At 59.3% G+C, this 19,259-nt stretch carries 19 protein-coding genes; 14 read left to right on the forward strand and 5 right to left on the reverse strand.

The window, feature by feature from the left end; translation table 11 throughout:
* Positions 1-32: 32 nt before the first annotated feature.
* From GOV80_RS00815 to dusB, 3 genes are read right to left on the reverse strand one after another with little or no spacing between them, the layout of a single operon-like run.
* Positions 33-1,400 (reverse strand): response regulator, encoded by a 1,368-nt coding sequence (locus GOV80_RS00815; protein ID WP_170774324.1) that lies wholly within the window; start codon positions 1,398-1,400, stop codon positions 33-35.
* A gap of 33 nt (positions 1,401-1,433) precedes the next feature.
* Positions 1,434-2,501, reverse strand: a complete 1,068-nt coding sequence (locus GOV80_RS00820) for a two-component system sensor histidine kinase NtrB (protein WP_170774327.1) — start codon at positions 2,499-2,501, stop codon at positions 1,434-1,436.
* A complete protein-coding gene (gene dusB, locus GOV80_RS00825; RefSeq protein ID WP_272871003.1) occupies positions 2,498-3,481 on the reverse strand; it encodes a tRNA dihydrouridine synthase DusB in 984 nt (327 codons plus the stop codon). The genes GOV80_RS00820 and dusB overlap by 4 nt, the downstream gene beginning before the upstream one ends.
* A 183-nt stretch (positions 3,482-3,664) precedes the next feature.
* Here dusB and GOV80_RS00830 point away from each other — a divergent pair, with 183 nt between their 5' ends.
* The 6 genes from GOV80_RS00830 (at position 3,665) to GOV80_RS00855 (ending at position 9,632) form a co-directional block, all read left to right on the forward strand.
* Positions 3,665-4,795, forward strand: a complete 1,131-nt coding sequence (locus GOV80_RS00830) for a bifunctional 2-C-methyl-D-erythritol 4-phosphate cytidylyltransferase/2-C-methyl-D-erythritol 2,4-cyclodiphosphate synthase (RefSeq protein WP_170782498.1) — start codon at positions 3,665-3,667, stop codon at positions 4,793-4,795.
* On the forward strand, positions 4,792-5,289 hold the full coding sequence (locus GOV80_RS00835) for a phosphatidylglycerophosphatase A family protein (RefSeq protein WP_170782499.1): 498 nt from the start codon (positions 4,792-4,794) through the stop codon (positions 5,287-5,289). The genes GOV80_RS00830 and GOV80_RS00835 overlap by 4 nt, the downstream gene beginning before the upstream one ends.
* Positions 5,286-5,768, forward strand: a complete 483-nt coding sequence (locus GOV80_RS00840) for a CinA family protein (RefSeq protein WP_170782500.1) — start codon at positions 5,286-5,288, stop codon at positions 5,766-5,768. Before GOV80_RS00835 ends, GOV80_RS00840 begins: the two co-directional genes overlap by 4 nt.
* A gap of 145 nt (positions 5,769-5,913) precedes the next feature.
* The gene (locus tag GOV80_RS00845; protein WP_170774337.1) at positions 5,914-7,095 is read left to right on the forward strand and encodes an ammonium transporter; all 1,182 of its coding nucleotides are present in this window, start codon (positions 5,914-5,916) and stop codon (positions 7,093-7,095) included.
* A gap of 129 nt (positions 7,096-7,224) precedes the next feature.
* A complete protein-coding gene (locus GOV80_RS00850; RefSeq protein WP_170782501.1) occupies positions 7,225-7,905 on the forward strand; it encodes an orotate phosphoribosyltransferase in 681 nt (226 codons plus the stop codon).
* Positions 7,906-8,141: 236 nt separating this feature from the next.
* On the forward strand, positions 8,142-9,632 hold the full coding sequence (locus tag GOV80_RS00855) for a replicative DNA helicase (protein WP_170782502.1): 1,491 nt from the start codon (positions 8,142-8,144) through the stop codon (positions 9,630-9,632).
* Between the two features lies 1 nt (position 9,633).
* On the opposite strand, the gene GOV80_RS00860 is transcribed toward GOV80_RS00855, so the two are convergent.
* Entirely contained in the window at positions 9,634-10,173 is a 540-nt protein-coding gene (locus GOV80_RS00860) for a GNAT family N-acetyltransferase (RefSeq protein WP_170782503.1), read from the reverse strand.
* Positions 10,174-10,391: 218 nt separating this feature from the next.
* Here GOV80_RS00860 and alr point away from each other — a divergent pair, with 218 nt between their 5' ends.
* The 3 genes from alr to GOV80_RS00875 are packed head-to-tail and all read left to right on the forward strand — an operon-like array spanning position 10,392 to position 12,948.
* Entirely contained in the window at positions 10,392-11,426 is a 1,035-nt protein-coding gene (gene alr / locus GOV80_RS00865; protein WP_170782504.1) for an alanine racemase, read from the forward strand.
* Positions 11,423-12,205: an MlaE family ABC transporter permease gene (locus GOV80_RS00870; protein WP_170782505.1), complete on the forward strand. Its 783-nt coding sequence runs from the start codon at positions 11,423-11,425 to the stop codon at positions 12,203-12,205. The genes alr and GOV80_RS00870 overlap by 4 nt, the downstream gene beginning before the upstream one ends.
* A complete protein-coding gene (locus tag GOV80_RS00875) occupies positions 12,202-12,948 on the forward strand; it encodes an ABC transporter ATP-binding protein (RefSeq protein ID WP_170774349.1) in 747 nt (248 codons plus the stop codon). The genes GOV80_RS00870 and GOV80_RS00875 overlap by 4 nt, the downstream gene beginning before the upstream one ends.
* Here the strand turns inward: GOV80_RS00875 and GOV80_RS00880 are convergent.
* Entirely contained in the window at positions 12,945-13,373 is a 429-nt protein-coding gene (locus GOV80_RS00880) for an acyl-CoA thioesterase (RefSeq protein WP_170774357.1), read from the reverse strand. The two genes, GOV80_RS00875 and GOV80_RS00880, sit on opposite strands and share 4 nt — an antisense overlap.
* A gap of 100 nt (positions 13,374-13,473) precedes the next feature.
* Here GOV80_RS00880 and GOV80_RS00885 point away from each other — a divergent pair, with 100 nt between their 5' ends.
* From GOV80_RS00885 to purF, 5 genes are all read left to right on the forward strand, one after another.
* Positions 13,474-13,920 (forward strand): paraquat-inducible protein A, encoded by a 447-nt coding sequence (locus GOV80_RS00885; protein ID WP_170774358.1) that lies wholly within the window; start codon positions 13,474-13,476, stop codon positions 13,918-13,920.
* 153 nt (positions 13,921-14,073) lie between these two features.
* Positions 14,074-14,856: a DNA repair protein gene (locus GOV80_RS00890; protein WP_170782506.1), complete on the forward strand. Its 783-nt coding sequence runs from the start codon at positions 14,074-14,076 to the stop codon at positions 14,854-14,856.
* Between the two features lie 122 nt (positions 14,857-14,978).
* Positions 14,979-16,340, forward strand: coding sequence for a DNA repair protein RadA (gene radA / locus GOV80_RS00895; RefSeq protein ID WP_170782977.1), 1,362 nt, complete (start codon positions 14,979-14,981; stop codon positions 16,338-16,340).
* A 42-nt stretch (positions 16,341-16,382) separates the two neighbouring features.
* Complete coding sequence (locus tag GOV80_RS00900; protein ID WP_170774362.1) at positions 16,383-16,982, forward strand: CvpA family protein; 600 nt, start codon at positions 16,383-16,385, stop codon at positions 16,980-16,982.
* Positions 16,983-17,590: 608 nt separating this feature from the next.
* A complete protein-coding gene (purF, locus tag GOV80_RS00905) occupies positions 17,591-19,117 on the forward strand; it encodes an amidophosphoribosyltransferase (RefSeq protein ID WP_170782507.1) in 1,527 nt (508 codons plus the stop codon).
* The last annotated feature ends 142 nt before the right edge of the window (positions 19,118-19,259 follow it).

Raw genomic sequence — 19,259 nt, forward strand, 5'->3', positions numbered from 1 at the left:
TGAACCCGAATGCCACGCTTTGTGTGGCGATATTACATCAGTTTGCGGCGGCGTGTCACCTGAATATCGAGGTCTGTGATCTTTTTCCGCAGCGTATTCCGGTTAATCCCCAGAAGATCAGCACATTTTGCCTGATTTCCGCCGGTTGCATCCAGGGCCAACTCGATCAGAGGGGCCTCTACCTCGCGCAGGATGCGTTGATACAGGCCCGGCGGCGGCAGAATATTGCCGTGCAAGTCGAAATACCGCCGCAAGTGACGCGCGACCGAAGTCGACAGTTTCTCGCGCTCACCATCGCCCAGAACAGGTTCGGCTTCGGGCTGGCTGCCCAGAACCGCCTCGACCTCGGATTTCGAGATTTCATCGGCGCGGCTGGTCAGGCTGAGGCGGCGGATCGCGTTTTCCAACTGTCGCACATTGCCCGGCCACGAATAGCGCCGCACCAGCTCTACCGCATCCGGGCTGAGCCAGCGTTTGGTGCCGTGTTCGCGCTCTTCCCGCGCCAGAAAGTGGTCGGCCAAAAGGGTGATGTCATCCACACGTTCGCGCAGCGCAGGCACGTGGATTGTCGCGCCGCACAGACGGTAATACAGGTCCTGACGCACGCGCCCGCTCTCCATCGCGTCGGTCAGGTCCGACTGGCTGGTGGCCATAAAGCGTGGGACGTGGTCGCCGGGCGTGTCCATCATGCGGACGATGCGAGCCTGCAGTTCGTCCTCGATATCGGCAATCTCGTCGATCAGCAACGTCCCACCTCGAACCCGCGCCATCACCCGCGCAGGACCTTCCAGATCGCGCAAATCAGCGGCTGTTGCCGTGACAAAGGGCAGTGTGCGGCGGTCTGAGAAATCATGAATAGCACGCGCAATCAATGATTTACCTGTTCCACTTTCACCAGATATCATCACCGAAAGATCAGTGTTCATCACCCGTGCGACCAACCGGTACAGCGCCTGCATCACCGGGGTCCGCCCGACTAGGGGTAGTTCTTCTGGGCGGTCCTGCGCCGGTTCGCTGGCGTCGGTTTGCACGCGCTGTTTCTGCTCCAGCGCCCGCGCGGTCCGTTTCATCAGATCAGGCAGGTCAAACGGCTTGGGCAGATAATCATAGGCATCGGCCTCGGCCGCCTGAATCGCCGTCATGATCGTGTTCTGGGCCGAGATCACGATGACAGGCAGGCCGGGTCGGTCCTGCGCGATCTTGGGCAGCATCTCCAGGCCATTGCCATCCGGCATAACGACATCTGAGATCACCACATCGCCTTTTCCTTCGCCAACCCAGCGCATCAGCGTGGTCAACGAAGAGGTCGCGTGCACCTTGCACCCCGCCCGCGTTAGGGCCTGTGTCAAAACGGTGCGGATCGTGCGGTCGTCATCTGCGACCAGTACTGTTCCATCCATTGGTGCTCTCCTTAAGCTCTTCTCGGCTTTGTCTTACGTTGCATCCTTCGGTGCCCGCCTCAGCGAGATACGAAACACCGTACGGCCCGGCACCGAGTCGGCGGAAATCCAGCCGTCATGGTCCGAGATGATCTTGCTCACCAGCGCCAGCCCGAGGCCGGTGCCGTTTTCCTTGCCCGACACGAAAGGGTCAAAAATATCGCTACGGATTTTCTCGGGCAGGCCCGGACCATCGTCGATGATCTCAACCTGCAGGGGCAACGAATGGCCCGAGCCATCGCTGCGCCGCAGGCGGAAGGAATGTTCGAAATACGTCCGCAGACGAATGGTTCCGCCTTTTGGATCAGCTGCTTCCGAGGCATTCTTCAACAGGTTCAGAATGACTTGGAGAAATTGATCGGGGTCGCCATAGGCCAAGGGCAACGAGGGGTCGTAGTCCTCGATAATCTTCATATGCGCGCCGAACCCCAGCAACGCGGACCGTCGCGCGCGGTCCAGAACGTCGTGGATATTGACGGGTTTGAAGTCAGGCTCCGACAGGTTTCCGAATTGCTCAACCTGTTCCAGCAGCTTTACAATTCTACGGCTCTCGGCAACGATAAGATCTGTTAACTCAAGGTCTTGCTGAGAGATATTCATGCTCAGCAATTGCGCAGCGCCGGTGATGCCGGCCAGCGGGTTCTTGATCTCATGCGCCAACATCTCGGCCATACCAATCGCCGACTGCGCCGCCGATTTAACCGTATTGCCCCGCGTCATCCGTCCCGCCAACTCGCGTGGTGAGATGATCATGATCATCGACCCCGGATGCCCAACCAAAGGGGCAATCTGTAGCGCGCATTGCAGCGGCGCACGATTACCCGATCCCGCATCTACATCATTCACGAACAGGGGTGTTCCCTGTGCCCGCGCCCTCTCGAACGCTTCCTCGAGGGGGGCATCAACCGCGATCTGATCCCACACCGGGTGCCCGATCACCGATTTACGCGAGGCGTTCAGGAAGCCCTCTCCGGCTGAATTGACGTCGGATATCCGATCGTCGCCATCAATGATGAAGGCTGGTACCGGAAGCGAAGTCCAAATACTCTGGTCCGAATTCATGCAACCGCCTCCACTTGCGTCCCAAGCGCGTCACCCAGCAGGCGGATCACCTCATCCGTATCGCGAGAAGTCAGAACAGCGCGGCGCAAGGCTGCGGGCGTTCCGGCCTGATCCATGTACCAACCCAGATGCTTGCGCGCGACGCGCAGACCCAGATCGGTACCGTAAAAGCCCAACATCGCCTGATAATGCGTTCGCACCATCTCGATCAGGTCATCGCCCTGCGGCACCACCGGTGCGGGCGCGCCATAAAGATCGTGGCATATCTGCGCCAGGACCCAGGGCTGACCCTGTGCGCCCCGACCGATCATGACACCATCCGCGCCTGACTGGTCCAACGCGGTTCCCGCTGTTTCCGTATCCACGATATCCCCGTTTGCGATGACGGGGATATCGACCGCCTCTTTCACTGCGCGGATCGCCTGCCAGTCCGCCTGCCCTTTGTAGAACTGACAGCGCGTGCGCCCGTGGATCGTCACCATTTGCACGCCCACCTCCTGCGCGCGCCGCGCGACGTCCGGCGCGTTCAGTAACTTGTCGTCCCACCCCAACCGCGTTTTCAGCGTGACCGGAACATCGACCGCCGCGATCACCGCCTCGATCAATGTCAGCGCATGATCCGGCGTTTTCAGCAGCGCCGAGCCGGAATAGCCATTCGTTACCTTTTTGGCGGGACACCCCATGTTGATGTCGATCACCCGCGCGCCCCGATCAGCGACCTGCCGGGCGGCCTCGGCCATCCAATGCGCCTCGCGCCCGGCCAGTTGAACGGCGGTGTTTTCCACGTCGGCCGACAGCTCGGCCCGTTCGCGCACGCCGGGTTTGGCCTGCACCATTTCCTGACTGGCGACCATCTCACTAACCACCATGCCCGCACCAAAGCGCATCACCAGATCGCGGAACGGGCGGTCGGTGATTCCGGCCATCGGGGCCAGCAGAACCGGAAGGTTCAGGTCTTTGTCAGCGAGTTGCAGTCTCAACGTGCTTAATCCTTGGGCAGTCGCGCTTTTGATATCGAATTTGGCGTATATGAACAACAAAACGGCGACGAAAAAGCCCTCGAAATCATCACTTGCCTAATTATTGGGCAGATTAACGCGAGTGATTGCCTCTGCATTCACCGCGCCCTAAACATTCCCCTGAATTTGCCGGAGACACTCCTTATGACCACCGCCGCCATTATCGTTGCCGCAGGACGCGGCCTGCGCGCCGGAGGGGGTATCCCAAAACAATGGCGGCCTCTAGCCGGACGCCGCGTCGCCGACTGGACGATCGAGCGGTTTCGTGAGCAGGTCGATCATATTGCGCTGGTTCTGTCACCGGATGACCAAGATGCGTGGGCAGAGCTTGCCGAATCGGGTCTGATTCTGACCGCAGGCGGCGCGGATCGCGCGGGATCGGTGCGCAATGGGCTGGCCGCCCTGAGCGGACTGGATGTGACCCGCGTTCTGATCCACGACGTCGCCCGCCCCTGTGTCGGCACGCAGATTATTCACAACGTGTTGCAAGCGCTTGAATCTGGCCCGGCAGCAGCCCCCGGATTGGCGGTGACAGACGCGCTTTGGACCGGAGATGGCGTAACCGTCACCGGCACACAAGACCGCAGCGGCCTGTTCGCCGCGCAGACGCCGCAGGGCTTTCACTATGACGCTATCGTCGCGGCCCATGCCGCGCATTCCGGTGGTGCCGCCGACGATGTCGAGGTTGCCCGCGCCGCAGGGTTGGATGTAACCATCGTGCCGGGCGACGCGGACAATATCAAAATCACACGGCCCGAGGATTTTGCCCGGGCGGAACGCATATTGGGAACGAATATGGATGTAAGGCTGGGCAATGGCTATGACGTGCATCGGTTTGGCGACGGGGATCATGTAATCCTGTGCGGCGTGCAGGTGCCGCATGATCGCGGCCTTCAGGGGCATTCGGACGCAGATGTGGGGATGCATGCCGTGGCGGATGCCATCTATGGCGCGCTGGCGCAGGGCGATATCGGCCAACACTTCCCGCCCTCGGACCCGCAATGGAAAGGGGCCGCCAGCGAGATTTTCCTGCGCCATGCGGTCGAACTGGCCGCGACGATGGGATACGCGATCTCGAATGTCGATTGCACTCTGGTCTGTGAGTACCCCAAAATAGGCCCCCATGCCGAGGCGATGCGGGTCGAGATGGCCCGGATCATGGGGCTGCGGACCGATCAGATCTCAGTCAAGGCGACCACATCAGAGCGGCTGGGTTTCACGGGCCGCAGCGAAGGTATTGCTTCTCTGGCTACAGCCTGTCTGGTGAAATCATGAACGCGGCACAATTGATCGGCACCGTCTGTGGTGTGGGCTATCTGCGCCCCGCGCCCGGTACATGGGGATCGCTCGCCGCCCTGCCCTTGGCGTGGCTGCTTCACACGCTGGGCGGTTTCCCCCTGCTGGTGATCGCAACGCTGGCGGCGTTCTTCGGTGGGCTCTGGGCCACACGCGTGATGACTGCAGGACAAGACGACCACGACCCGTCCGAGATTGTTATCGACGAGGTTGCAGGGCAGTTCATCGCGCTCTGGGCGATCTCTTACCCCTCCTGGGCGCATGGTATTGATATAACCGCTCTCTGGCCCGGCTGGGTTGCAGGGTTCGTGCTGTTCCGGCTGTTCGACATCACAAAACCCGGCCCGGTGGGTTGGGCGGATCGCAAGGGAGATGCGATGGGCGTGATGCTGGACGATGTGATCGCCGGGGTGTTTGCCGCCATCGGCGTGCTGATCCTGGCCGGGATCGCGCACGGGGTGTTGGGACTTTGATCGTCGCCACGTTACTGGACCGCGCCAAGGCGCAAGGTGTGATGATTGCCGCTGCTGAAAGCTGCACTGGCGGCATGGTAGCGGCTGCCCTGACTGATATCCCCGGCAGTTCGGCCGTAGTGGATCGCGGCTTTGTCACCTACACCAACGCCGCCAAACAACAGATGCTGGGCGTGAAGGCTGCGACGCTGGATGCTTACGGCGCAGTCTCGGAAGAGGTCGCACGCGAAATGGCCGAAGGCGCGCTGCATCATTCACAGGCACAACTTGCCGTGTCGATCACAGGCATTGCAGGCCCCGGCGGGTCCGAGTTCAAACCCGAGGGCCGTGTCTGCTTCGGCCTTGCCGCCGATGGTTTGCACACACGATCTGAGACAGTTGAATTTGGTCCGTTAGGTCGGGAAAACGTCCGGCGCGCGGCTCGAGATCACGCGCTGGGCCTGCTTTCTCAGGCGCTTTCTAGTATTGCTCAAAAATAGGGCGTGTTGCTCTGATCGCCGCCTATTTAATCACCTTTTCACAAAAAGCCCCGAAAACAGGCTGCTTTTTGTGATGTTGCCTCTTTTTTCCTCGTCCCTGATCCGCTTCAAGCCGCGCCACGCAAGTTGAAGAGGAGACCGGCCGATGAATGGAGCCGATACAGCCTGGATCATTGTGGCAACCGCCTTGGTCCTGTTCATGACATTGCCGGGCCTGGCCCTGTTCTATGGCGGCCTCGTGCGCGCCCGCAACGTGCTGAGCGTGTTCATGCACTGTTTCTCGATCGCTTGTTTGATGAGCATCCTGTGGCTGGTCGCAGGCTATTCCATCGCGTTCGGCGATGGCGGATCAGGCTTGTGGGGCGGTCTGGGCAAGGCGTTTCTGAACGGTGTCGATGCAGACAGCCTATCGGGCACGCTGCCCGAGGTTCTCTTCTTCGCATTCCAGATGACCTTTGCCATCATCACCCCTGCCCTGATCGTCGGCGCTTATGTCGAGCGCGTGGGCTTTGGCTTTGTGCTGACCTTCTCGGGCCTGTGGATGTTGCTGTGCTATGCGCCGGTGGTGCATTGGATCTGGGGTGGTGGCATTCTGACAGATGGCGGCATTTTGGGCGAGGTCGGCGTGCGTGACTTTGCAGGCGGAATCGTGGTGCATGAAACCGCCGGTCTGGCCGCGCTGATTATCGCCGTGGTTCTGGGCCCGCGCCGCAACCGCACGACGCCGCCGCACAATCCGGGCTTTGTCATGATCGGTGCCGCGATGCTGTGGGTTGGCTGGTTCGGCTTCAATGGCGGTTCGCAACTGGCCGCTGACGGCGGTGCTGCGATGGCGATGACCGTGACGCATATCTCGGCCGCGACTGCCTCTCTGACTTGGGCGCTGTATGAGCGGATCAAGTACGGCAAGGCCTCGATGGTCGGTCTAGTGACAGGTACGATCGCCGGCTTGGCCTCGATCACACCCGCCTCGGGCTATGTGGATCCGGTTCAGGCGCTGATCATCGGTGCCGTGGCCGGTGTGTTGTGTCAGGAAGCCGTCAATGTCATCCGCAACGTTCTGAAAATCGACGATACGCTGGATGTATTCGCCGTGCATGGCGTCGGCGGCATCTTTGGCACGCTTATGATCGCCGTCTTTGGCCTGGGCGCCTGGACTGCACAGTTGGGTGGCTTGGTCATCGTAGGTGTGTTCACAGTCGTTGTGACCTTTGTATTGATCAAACTGGTCGCGCTGATCACTCCGCTGCGGGTGGATGCAGAGACCGAGACCAATGGCCTCGATCTGTCGGTGCATGGTGAGCGCGCTTACGACATGACAAGCTGATCGCGCGTCAATCTGAATGTGCATAGCGGGCCCCTTGCGGGTCCGCTTTTCTTTTGTCCGCCCCCTCGACTCTGTGCCCTGCGGCGGGCTATCAGCCCGCAACGTGTTATCAGCCCAGAGGTTTGCATCATGATCCCCAGCTCGTACCCCGACAGCACCGAAATCGCCCGCCTGACCGCGCGCATGCTGCTGGAGATCAAAGCCGTCCACTTCAACGCGCGCGAGCCGTTCACACTGGCCTCTGGCCTGCCCAGCCCGACCTATATCGACTGCCGCAAGCTGATCTCATACCCCCGCATCCGCTCGACCCTGATGGACTTCCTGACCGTCACCGTGATGCGCGAAGCCGGGTTCGAGGCGTTCGACAACATCGCAGGTGGTGAAACCGCAGGCATCCCCTTTGCCGCCATGGTCGCCGAGCGGATGGCCCTGCCGATGACCTATGTGCGCAAAAAGCCCAAGGGCTATGGCCGCAATGCCCGGATCGAGGGTGCAATGTCCAAGGGTGAGCGCGTTCTGCTGGTCGAAGATCTGACCACCGACGGCGGATCAAAGCTGTCCTTCGTGGATGCGATCCGCGACACCGGGGCGACCTGCGGCCACACGGCGGTGATCTTTTACTACGGCATCTTCCCCGAGACCGAGAAAACCCTGGGCGATCACGGTGTGAAACTGCATCACCTGTGCACTTGGTGGGATGTTTTGGCCGAAGCAAAAGCGCAGAAAGCCTTTGATGCAGAGACACTTGACGGTGTCGAAGCCTTCCTGAACGACCCGCGTGGATGGCAGGAAGCCAACAAACCCTCCTAAAGTGCCTGTGCATAAGCTGGGGGTAACTCGGCAAAGAATCGCCCCCTCAGCGCTCGCATCTAGTGCTGCCGCGATGAAGCTGCACTAAATGTTGCGCCGCGCGGTGTTCTTTGGCAAAGTTGTCCAAACTTATCCCAAGCTGAAGTCGAGTTATTCGCGACTTATCTTCAGAGATTTACAGATGGCCCAACGGGTGCCGGATTGATTAGAACTGTCGCACGGGCAGTGGGGACAAAATGAACGAGATAAGCAGTATCGAGCAGGCGGCGGCGCAGATTCAGAACGCCGAAACCATGCCGCATTCCATCGAGGCCGAGCAGCAGCTTTTGGGCGCGATTCTGACCAATAACGATCTCTATGATCGCGTCGCCTCGATCATTGGGGCCGAGCATTTCTATGACCCGGTCCATGCCCGCATCTTCGAGGTGGCGGCCAATCGCATCGCCAAGAATGCTTTGGCCTCGCCCGTGACGCTGAAATCCTTCATGGCCGAGGATGAGGGCCTCAAGGAACTGGGTGGCCCCGCCTATCTGGTCAAACTGGCGGGTGCGTCGATCAGTGCCTTTGCGGTGCATGACTATGCCCAGATGATCTATGACCTCGCCATCCGGCGCGAGCTGATCCGGCTGGGCCGCGATATCTCGGACAAGGCGGCGCGGGTGGATGTCAGCAGCGAGCCCAAGGAACAGATCGTCGAGGCCGAGCAACAGCTTTATCAGTTATCCGAGCAGGGCCAGACCGAACAGGGATTTCAATCCTTCCTCAAGGCGGTCACAGAAGCCGTCAACGTCACCAACGAAGCGTATCAGCGCGGTGGTGGCATGGCAGGGATTTCCACCGGTCTGGCCGACTTGGACAAACAGCTTGGGGGCCTGCACCCGTCCGACCTGATTATTCTGGCCGGTCGTCCGTCGATGGGGAAAACCTCATTGGCGACCAACGTCGCGTTCAACGTGGCCAAAGCCTACAAACGCGGCACCAAGCCAGATGGGTCTGAGGGTGCGATTGACGGCGGAGTGGTCGGTTTCTTCTCGCTGGAAATGAGCGCCGAGCAGTTGGCAGGCCGGGTTCTGGCCGAAGCCTCGGAAATCTCCTCGCACAAGATCCGTCAGGGCGACATGACCGAAGCCGAGTTCCGCCGCTTTGTAGACGCGGCGAAAGAGTTGGAAGCCTGCCCACTGTTCATCGACGACACCCCGGCTTTGCCGATCTCGCAACTTGCTGCCCGCGCGCGGCGGTTGAAGCGGACGCACGGTTTGGACCTGCTGGTCATCGACTATTTGCAGCTGTGTCGCGGCATGGCCGACAATCGCGTCAACGAGATTGCCGAGATTTCGATGGGCATGAAGGCCATCGCCAAAGAACTGAACATCCCGGTCATCGCCCTCTCCCAGCTGTCGCGCCAGGTGGAAAACCGCGACGACAAGCGTCCGCAACTGTCAGACCTGCGGGAATCGGGCTCGATCGAACAGGATGCCGACGTGGTGATGTTCGTGTTCCGCGAGGAATACTACAAAGAGCGCGAAAAGCCCGGCGATCATGAGCTGGAAAAGATGGAAGAGTGGAAACAGGCCATGGACCGCCTGCATGGCAAGGCCGAGGTCATCGTCGGCAAGCAGCGCCACGGCCCCATCGGCACGGTTGAACTCTCGTTCGAGGCGCAGTTCACCCGCTTTGGCAATCTGGTCAAACCCTGGCAGCAGGACGGCCAGATCGAGGGCTACTGACCTACCACATTTCTGGCACATCGAAGGCCGACACGCAGCGTGACGAGCCTGCCAGCGGCGTCAGGTCCGATTTGGTCAGCGATTGCCCCTGCCATCCATGTGGCATGCTCAGCGCGTGGGGTGGGCTGGCGAACTCTACCGTCATTGGCTGAAATCCCGCTTTGCTATAGTAAGCGGGATCGCCATAGGTAACGACAACATCCAAACCGGTCTGACGCATCAGGTCCAGACCATACGCAATCAGTTTTCTCCCAATCCCCTGCCCCTGACAGTCTGTACGAACCGCGACCGGAGACATCAGAACCACGTCGCGCGGATCGTCTTCGTAAAAAAGCCGAGAAAAAAAGATACAACCCTTCAGATCTCCAACCTCGCCAGCGGTGACGCAGAACAGGTCTTCGGGGGGCGTGGTGTCCATTAGTGCTTGCGTCAGCGCAAAAAGCGCATCGCCTTCCGCTTCGCCCTCGGACGCTGCGAACACATCGCGGTAGAATTCAGGAATTGCGGCCTCTTGCCCAGTAAGCCCCGAAGATAGCTTCATAATTTCACCCTTGCCCGCTGCATAACACCGTTTAGCATGATTCCTCGCCTAACCCTGCGACTGCCGTTCGGCAATTTCAATGGGATTGAGATTTTTTGCGATTTCCTGCGCGCTTTTCCCTGATCCGCGGCCAATCCCTGTCCACGTTCCTGTCAAACCGGGCAATAAACGGTGCGTACCCCCTTGACCTGCCGCGATCCAATGTCATGAACAGTGCCATGAGTACCGCACGTTTGACTATCAACCTTCTTGCGCTGGCCAATAACTGGCGCGCCTTGGATGCCAAGACGAATGCCGAGACCGCTGCGGTGGTCAAGGCCGATGCCTATGGGCTTGGGGCTGGCCCCGTTTCCGATGCGCTGGCCGAAGAAGGCGTGCGCACCTTTTTTGTTGCCGCTGCGGAAGAAGGTGCCGAGGTCCGTGCCGCCGTAGGCGCCAGTCCGATGATCGGCGTGTTCTCAGGCCATATGGAGGGCGATGCAGATCTGTTGCAGGCCCATGACCTGACGCCGATGCTGAACTCACCCGAACAGGTCCAGCGCCACGAACAAAGTCTGCCCGGCCACGCCTTCGGCATACAGCTCGACACGGGCATGAACCGTCTGGGTCTGGAACGCTCAGATTGGGCTGAACTGCGCGAACGGATCGAGGCACAAAACCCTGCGCTGATCATGTCGCATCTGGCTTGCGCCGATGAGCCCGACCACCCAATGAACACCTATCAACTGCGCAATTTCCGCGAGATGACCGAGGGTGTCACTGCACGACGCTCCTTGGCAGCAACCGGTGGGATATTGTTGGGACCCGAATATCACTTTGACCTCTGCCGCGCTGGCGTCGGCCTTTACGGCGGCATGCCCTTTGCTGCGGCGAAACCCGTGGTGACAGCGGATCTGCCCGTCATTCAGGTCCGTGAACTTGCCGAAGGTGAGACGGTCGGCTACGGCAACAGCTGGACCGCGCGTCGTCCGTCCCGCATCGCCACCGTCGCGGCCGGATATGCCGACGGGCTGCATCGCGCGATTGGGGGCGGCATCGACGCCTTTGCAGGCGGTCAGCCCTGCCCGGTTGTTGGGCGCATTTCGATGGACCTGATCACCGTGGATGTCACCGACCTGCCCGAAGACCCCGAACGCCTGCGCATCCTGAACGGCCACCAGACCGTGGATGATCTGGCCGAGGCCGCAGGCACCATCGGCTATGAAATCCTCACATCGCTGGGCGCGCGCTATTCCCGAGGCTACGTGGAATGAACCCTTTGTATATGCTGGGCGGGCTGGGTCGCGTCGTCCTGTCCCTGTTTGCGAACTTCGGCAAGGTATCGCTTTTCACGGTCGATGCGATCTCGCACATTTTCCGCCCGCCTTACTACCCGCGCGAATTTGTCGTAGCACTGATGAATATCGGCTGGCTGTCGCTGCCGGTTGTCGGTCTGACTGCCATCTTCACCGGGGGCGCGCTGGCGCTGCAGATCTACGCCGGTGGCGCCCGTTTCAACGCCGAGGCCGTGGTGCCGCAAATCGTTGCCATCGGCATGGTACGCGAACTGGGCCCGGTGCTGGGCGGGTTGATGATCGCAGCGCGCGTCACCTCGTCGATCGCGGCGGAAATCGCGACGATGAAAGTGACCGAGCAAATCGACGCGCTGGTCACGCTGTCCACCCATCCGATGAAGTACCTGACCGCTCCGCGCGTATTGGCCGCAATCCTCACCGTGCCTGTTCTGGTGGCCGTGGGCGACGTGATCGGCATCGCCGGCGGCTATGTGGTCGCAACGCAAAGCCTTGGCTTCAACGCCGCCGTCTACCTGCAAAACACGGTCAATTTTCTTGAGCTGATCGACGTGATCTCGTCCCTAACCAAAGGGGCCGCCTTCGGCCTGATCACCGCCGTGATGGGCTGCTACTACGGCATGAACTCGGGCCGGGGCGCACAGGGCGTCGGGCGTGCCACCAAGTCTTCGGTCGAGGCTGCAGCCATTATGATCCTGGCCGCCAACTTCATTCTGACAGGGGTGTTCTTTTCGGTATGATACGGCTTGAGAATGTACACAAGGCCTTTGGCGACAACCGCGTGCTGCAGGGCATGAACCTTGAGATCCCCCAGGGCACCTCAATGGTGATCATCGGCGGCTCGGGCACCGGTAAGTCCGTGGCGCTGAAGTGTATTCTGGGTCTGATCAAACCCGACAGTGGCATGATCTACGTGGACGGCAAAGACGCCACCAAGGGCGACCGCGACGCGTTTCTGGCCCGCTTCGGGATGCTGTTTCAAGGCGCGGCGCTGTTTGACTCGCTGCCTGTCTGGCAAAACGTCGCCTTCCGCCTGCTGCGCGGCCCGCTGAAACGCCCGCCAGAATACGCCCGCGAGATCGCCATCGAGAAACTGCGCCGCGTGGGTCTGAAATCCGACGTGGCCGACCGCTTTCCGTCTGAGCTGTCGGGTGGGATGCAAAAACGCGTGGGCCTCGCCCGTGCCATCGCCGCCGAGCCCGAGATCATTTTCTTTGACGAACCTACCACGGGCTTGGACCCAATCATGTCGGGCGTCATCAACGACCTGATCCGCGAAATCGTGACCGAGATGGGCGCCACCGCCATGACCATCACCCACGACATGAGTTCCGTCCGCGCGATTGCCGACAACGTCGCCATGCTGCACGGGGGGGTGATTCAGTGGACCGGCCCTGTCAGCCAGATGGACGCATCCGGTGATCCTTATGTGGAGCAGTTCATCAGCGGCAGTGCCGAGGGGCCGATTGAGGCGGTGCGTTAATCTTCGTTCTTTGCCATCCAATATGCCGAACGCTCGACAATTTCCTGCGGAATGACTTCGGCGCGCCTAGTCTGCAAATTGAGCAAAACGCATTTGAAAACGGTCGTAAATGCAGGTTCTCCATCAGCAACGCGAACTAGTTTGTGGCTGAAAGTCATAGATTTCGTTCCAACCTCTAGAATCTCGCTTTCCATCTGGATGGCTTCGCCAGCACTCAATTCCGCAAGAAAATTGCTGTCTGCATGGACCACCGCAAAGGACAGCTTTCGTCCCGACCGCATGTCGTCGGCCGTAAGCCCCAACTCAGCCTGCAGCGCAAAAACGGAATCCGAACAGGCTGCAAAATACTTGGACACATTCATGTGCCCAAGAAAATCACAGTCCGATGGGTCGACAATTGACTTGTAGGCCACAAAACCCGACATCGTTCCTCCCTTCAAAAAATAACTCTGTGGTGAGCGCTGATTTCGGTTAAGCATAGCAGAACATCGCAGCGAATTTTTAATCTCGCCAAGACACCCAGTCATGCCCCTCCGCCTCGCCACCCTCTCGCTCCTAATCCTCTACCCCATCGCATGGTTTGCCCCTCTGATGCGCGCAGGCCTGCTACCCATCTTCGGCCTTAGCGAAATCAGTGTCATCACCGGGCTGCAGTCGCTCTGGAAATCCGACATCTTCCTCGCGCTGGTCGTCACCGTCTTCGCCCTCTTCGCGCCCTACATCAAAACCATCGGCACAGCCCTGATCCAATGGAATCTGTTAGACCCGCGCGTCCAGCCCGCGCTCAACGTCCTTGGCAAGCTGGCCATGGCCGATGTTTTCCTGATCGCGCTCTACATCACACTGGCCAAGGGCATCTCTTACGCCACCATCGAAACCGCCTGGGGTCTTTACCTGTTTACAGGCTGTATTCTGGCCTCGCTGGCGTTGGGACATATTACAGAGATGACATCCACCTCACGAAAAGCTTAAAGCCAATTGATTGAAAACACTTACCCAAGTATCATCTTAATATTTCGAGCAGCAAATTGTAGTTTTCGGGTCCGTAGCGGATCACTCTGTATGCGTTAAGTCTACTCCGCTTCGGCTCCGGTGTGTTCCGGTTCTAGAAGGAGATCGACAACCATGGCCGCCCTCCACAACATAACATTGCAATTTCAGAATGCCTTTTTAAGACTGACTTTTTTCCTCATCTGCATGGCTGCGCTTGCGGCCGTGGCAACCACCGCATTATCCGCACTCGGGGTCCTACCCTGGCTGACCATGCAAGCTGGTTTCGGCACCGCGCCGACCGCAGATGCGGGCATGTTCATACAGATCGGATTGACCGCACTGATTCTCATGCTGGCCTTCTACCTGCCCGCAAATAGCCGGATGATGGCGCTTGAAAATGCGCATCGCAAGTTTGCGATGAACATGCAGGACATAACTTACGCTTACCAACTGGCTCATGCCGCGGATCGGGGTGACACATTCATGATGTCGTCCGAGTTCGATGCCGTCAAAGAACGTATCGCCTTTTTGCGCCAACATCCTGACCTGCAAGCTCTGGAGCCTGAAATTCTGGAACTCGCCGCTCAGATGAGTCAGATCAGCCATGAATTGGCCGTCACCTACAGTGATGAACGCGTGGCCCGAGCGCGCACCTTCCTGCAACAGCGTCAGGAAGAGATCGAACAATTCCAGCAGCGCATCGGTGACGCTCAAACCATCCAGCAAGAACTGCGGCAATGGACCCGCGATGTCGAAATCGAAGAATCCATCGCCAAATCGCAACTGGCACGCCTGCGGGACGAGTTGTTCGACCTGCTGCCCGAACTTTCGACCCAGCTTCAGGCCCCGGTAGAGGATCGCAAAACGGCGACATCCAGCGTCATCGCCATGTCGCCTTCACGCGCCGCAGAGTAGGCGCCCTTGGGCGCCCGCCGCGGACGATGGCCCGCAGGGCTTGAGGACGTGGCGCGCCACCGGCGGCAATGAAAGCCCGCAAGGGCTTGAAGAACCGCCCCACCTCGGGCACCAAGGGCCGCATGGCAAAGACGACTTTTTCATGCTCGGCCTGTGGCGCCACGCATTCCCGCTGGTCCGGCCGCTGTGACGGCTGCGGCGAGTGGAACACGATTGTACAAGAAGCCCCCCTTTCGGCTGGCCCGGCCAAGAAATCCCTCGGCGGCAAGCGGGGCCAGACCATCGCACTCACGGACTTGTCGACCGAGGAAACCCCTCCGCCTCGCACATTGTGTGGGGTCGAGGAACTGGATCGCGTACTGGGCGGTGGCCTTGTCCCCGCCTCGGCCCTACTGGTGGGCGGAGATCCAGGCATCGGAAAATCCACCCTCTTGCTGCAAGCCGCCGCACGGTTTGCTCGTGCTGGCGTCAAAACCATCTATGTCTCGGGCGAGGAAGCCAGCGCCCAGGTACGGATGCGCGCCCGCCGTCTGGGGCTGGAGGACGCGCCGGTGCAACTGGCGGCAGAAACAAACCTGCGCAACATCCTTACCACGCTTGAGGCGGAAAAGCCCGGCCTTGCTATAATCGACTCGATTCAGACCATGTGGGCCGACAATGTCGACAGCGCACCCGGCTCCGTGTCACAAGTAAGGGCCGCAGCCCATGAATTGACCACGTTTGCGAAACGATACGGCATTTCGATCATCATGGTCGGCCATGTCACCAAAGAGGGCCAGATCGCGGGCCCCCGCGTCGTGGAGCACATGGTCGACACGGTGCTGTATTTTGAGGGCGAACGCGGACATCAATTCCGTATTCTACGCGCAGTTAAGAACCGCTTTGGCCCCGCCGACGAGATTGGCGTATTCGAGATGACGGGTAAGGGATTGGCACAGGTCACCAATCCTTCGGCCCTGTTCCTGTCCGAACGCGGCACGCCCAGTCCCGGCTCGGCCGTGTTTGCCGGGATCGAAGGCACCCGCCCGGTTCTTGTTGAGTTACAAGCACTTGTCGCCCCCTCTCCCCACTCACAACCGCGCCGCACCGTAGTAGGATGGGATAGCGGGCGACTGGCCATGATCCTGGCGGTGCTCGAAGCGCGCTGTGGCGTGCCGTTCACCGGTTTGGACGTCTACCTGAACGTCGCCGGAGGCCTGAAGGTCAGCGAGCCCGCAGCCGACCTTGCGGTGGCAGCAGCCCTGCTCAGTGCGCGCGAGGATACCGCCCTGCCTGCAGATACTGTCGTATTCGGAGAAATCTCTCTTTCCGGGGCTCTGAGACCCGCAGCCCAAACCGAAAACAGGTTGAAAGAAGCCCAGAAACTTGGTTTCACATCAGCTATAGCTCCGGCAGGTGGCAAAACCGGCACTGTGGCAGGTCTGACACTCACCCGACCCTCTGATTTAGTAGGGTTTGTTGGCGAAACCTTCGGAGCAGGTTAAGGTAAAGCCTTGAGAGGCTGAAAAAAACTACAGGCGAGGGCCATGGAAGGTTTTACAATTATTGACGGGGTGGTTGCCCTGATCATCGTGGTGTCGGGTCTTCTGGCCTATTCCCGCGGTTTATTGCGCGAGATTTTGGCAATTGCAGGTTGGGTCGCGGCCGCTGTTTTGGCCTTTATTTTCGCCCCCCAAGCGGTTCCGCTGGTCAAAGAAGTTCCGGTGGTCGGAGATTTCCTGCGCGACAGTTGCGAATTGTCCGTAATCACTGGTTTTGCAGCGGTCTTTGCGGTGGCTCTGATCGTGGTCAGCATCTTTACCCCGCTATTTTCATCGCTGGTGCAACGCTCAGCCCTTGGTGGTTTGGATCAGGCACTTGGCTTCTTCTTCGGGATTGCGCGTGGCATCCTGCTGGTCGCCATTGCCTTCTTTGTCTACGACACCGTCATGACCGGTCAGTCCTATACGATCGTCGATGAAAGCCGCTCGGCCAAAGTGTTCGAACAATTCAGCGACCAGATCGAAGAACAAAACCCGGAAGAGGCGCTTGGCTGGATCACACAGCAATATGAAGAGCTTGTCGCCAGCTGCTCGACCGAGCCCGCCGCGACCGAAGAGCTGACCGAACCGGCAGCAACTGAATAACCCCGAAAGCCCGGCCTTCGCCGGGCTTTTCTTTTACCGGTTAGGTAAAGCCCTCGCCTGCGCAGACGGTGCAGCGGATGTTCTTCAAGCCGAAGCAGCCATCACAGCGGCTGGTTATAGGTTTTCCAAACACATCGCGGCTTTTGACCACTTCGCCTGCGCCATTGCAGATCTGACAGGGCGCGCGCCCCATGCCACGGCATCGGTGACACCGGCGTTTTGGGGGTGTTTCTTTCTTTTGACCCTGTTTGTGTTGCCACATGGCTCAATTCATCCCGGCGAAAAAAATGATAGTCTCTATCCGGTCATGACAGCACACCCTGCCCTGCCTGTCACTTGAACAGGCGTCGTTGCAGCAAATTTCGCCTGCATCAGATGTGAATTGTGATCCTTTGATGACACAGGCATCGTTACGCAGTATGTGAGGGCCGAACTGAGATGGAATCGGAGCCACCGATCTTGCTGTACCCGTTTTCTTTCGCACCAGCCCGTTGCGGTAAGGGTGCGACTGTATCCACAGGCAAGCCAGCGGCTTTGAACAGGGCAAGCGCCCCGATGTTTCTCAACCTGCCGTCAATCGCTACGTCATAGAAAGTTGGAGCCCGTACATGTGTGGGATTTTGGGGATCGCAAGCCGAACGCATGATGTGTTTGCGGAAATCTATGACGGGCTGCTGATGTTGCAGCACCGGGGTCAGGATGCCTCGGGGATCGTCACCTATAACGGCGAATTCTTCCGCGAGAAGAAAGCCAACGGTCTGGTCAAGGACGTCTTCAACGTCAAGGATGCGGAAACCCTGCTGGGCAAGGTGGGCATCGGCCATGTGCGTTATCCAACCGCCGGATCGCTGAGCGCCGCCGAGGCGCAGCCGTTTTTCGTGAACGCCCCATATGGCATCTATCTGGTCCATAACGGCAACATCACCAACACGGCCGAACAGCGAGAGAAAGTGACCGGCAAATACAGCCGCCACCTGCGTACCACCTCGGACTCCGAGATTCTGCTGAATGTGCTGGCAGACAAGGTGGCTGATGCGATCAAGGTCAACGGCAATGCCGATCCGGTCCGCAACATCTTTGCCGGTGTGAAGATGACGATGGAGCGTATTCAGGGCGCCTATTCGGTGATCTGTCTGATTGCCGGTGTCGGCATGCTTGCGTTCCGAGACCCGCACGGGATTCGCCCCCTGTCGGTGGCGATCCGCGAGTCGGATGTGAACGGTGACGATTTTGCCTTTGCGTCCGAGGATGTGGCCTTTGGCATCAACGGTTTTGACAAACTGCGCGACCTGCGCCCCGGCGAGGCAATCCTGATCGATCTCGACGGCAACAAGCATGAGTTTCAGGCCGTCGAAGGCAAGCTGACGCCTTGTATCTTTGAATATGTCTACCTCGCCCGTCCGGATTCGCTGTTGGATGGGGTCTCCGTCTACAAAACTCAGATGCGTATGGGGCAGACTCTGGCCAAGCAGATTCAGGACTCGGGGCTTGAAATCGACCGGATTATCCCGGTGCCGGACAGCGCCCGCCCAGTGGCGCTTGAGGCTGCAAAGATCACCGGTATTCCCTACCGTGAAGGGTTGGTGAAGAACCGATATGTCGGCCGAACCTTCATCATGCCCGGTCAGGAAGAACGCCAGAAATCGGTGCGCCGCAAGCTGAATGCGGTCCCGTTGGAGTTCAAAGGTCACAACGTGCTACTGATCGACGATTCCATTGTTCGCGGCAACACGATCAAGAAGATCGTGCAAATGTGCCGCGAGGCTGGCGCGAAAAAAGTCTATATCGCCAGCGCCTCGCCGCCTGTGAAATATCCCAATGTCTATGGCATCGACATGCCCACCAAGCATGAACTGGTCGCCAACGGCAAAGAGATCGAAGAGATCCGGCAGGAACTGGGCGCAGATGCGCTGTTCTATCAGAAACTGGACGACCTGATCTGGGCCGCCAAGGAAGGCAACCCCGAGATCGAGGCGTTTGATTGCTCCTGCTTTGACGGTAATTACATCACCGGCAGCGTCAGCGACGATTATCTGGACAGCCTGGAAAACAGCACCCGCGTCAGCAAAAAGCGCGAGGACATGCAGGTGCCGGGCGGGTCTTGGAACGCCACGAAATTGGCGTCGGGTTCATAAATCCAGCGAATCAGAAGCGCGGAAAAGCTCGGATCTTAGTGTCGGTCCGGGCTTTTTTGTCAGATGCAGCGCCGGGGGCAAAATTTTCTGACACACAACTCTCTGGCGAAGGAAACGCAATCGCAATGGGTTCGCAGACCCA

The sequence above is a fragment of the Ruegeria lacuscaerulensis genome, assembly GCF_013034685.1.
GTDB lineage: Bacteria > Pseudomonadota > Alphaproteobacteria > Rhodobacterales > Rhodobacteraceae > Ruegeria > Ruegeria lacuscaerulensis_B.

Coding starts and splice junctions, on each gene's coding strand:
- purF (WP_170782507.1), top strand. CDS start 17,591: ATGTGTGGGATTTTGGGGATCGCAAGCCGAACGCATGATGTGTTTGCG.
- GOV80_RS00880 (WP_170774357.1), bottom strand. CDS start 13,373: ATGTCGGGTTTTGTGGCCTACAAGTCAATTGTCGACCCATCGGACTGT.
- GOV80_RS00835 (WP_170782499.1), top strand. CDS start 4,792: ATGAACGCGGCACAATTGATCGGCACCGTCTGTGGTGTGGGCTATCTG.
- GOV80_RS00855 (WP_170782502.1), top strand. CDS start 8,142: ATGAACGAGATAAGCAGTATCGAGCAGGCGGCGGCGCAGATTCAGAAC.
- GOV80_RS00890 (WP_170782506.1), top strand. CDS start 14,074: ATGGCCGCCCTCCACAACATAACATTGCAATTTCAGAATGCCTTTTTA.
- GOV80_RS00845 (WP_170774337.1), top strand. CDS start 5,914: ATGAATGGAGCCGATACAGCCTGGATCATTGTGGCAACCGCCTTGGTC.
- GOV80_RS00830 (WP_170782498.1), top strand. CDS start 3,665: ATGACCACCGCCGCCATTATCGTTGCCGCAGGACGCGGCCTGCGCGCC.
- GOV80_RS00900 (WP_170774362.1), top strand. CDS start 16,383: ATGGAAGGTTTTACAATTATTGACGGGGTGGTTGCCCTGATCATCGTG.
- GOV80_RS00875 (WP_170774349.1), top strand. CDS start 12,202: ATGATACGGCTTGAGAATGTACACAAGGCCTTTGGCGACAACCGCGTG.
- GOV80_RS00860 (WP_170782503.1), bottom strand. CDS start 10,173: ATGAAGCTATCTTCGGGGCTTACTGGGCAAGAGGCCGCAATTCCTGAA.
- GOV80_RS00870 (WP_170782505.1), top strand. CDS start 11,423: ATGAACCCTTTGTATATGCTGGGCGGGCTGGGTCGCGTCGTCCTGTCC.
- GOV80_RS00820 (WP_170774327.1), bottom strand. CDS start 2,501: ATGAATTCGGACCAGAGTATTTGGACTTCGCTTCCGGTACCAGCCTTC.
- GOV80_RS00885 (WP_170774358.1), top strand. CDS start 13,474: ATGCCCCTCCGCCTCGCCACCCTCTCGCTCCTAATCCTCTACCCCATC.
- radA (WP_170782977.1), top strand. CDS start 14,979: ATGGCAAAGACGACTTTTTCATGCTCGGCCTGTGGCGCCACGCATTCC.
- alr (WP_170782504.1), top strand. CDS start 10,392: ATGAGTACCGCACGTTTGACTATCAACCTTCTTGCGCTGGCCAATAAC.
- GOV80_RS00850 (WP_170782501.1), top strand. CDS start 7,225: ATGATCCCCAGCTCGTACCCCGACAGCACCGAAATCGCCCGCCTGACC.
- GOV80_RS00815 (WP_170774324.1), bottom strand. CDS start 1,400: ATGGATGGAACAGTACTGGTCGCAGATGACGACCGCACGATCCGCACC.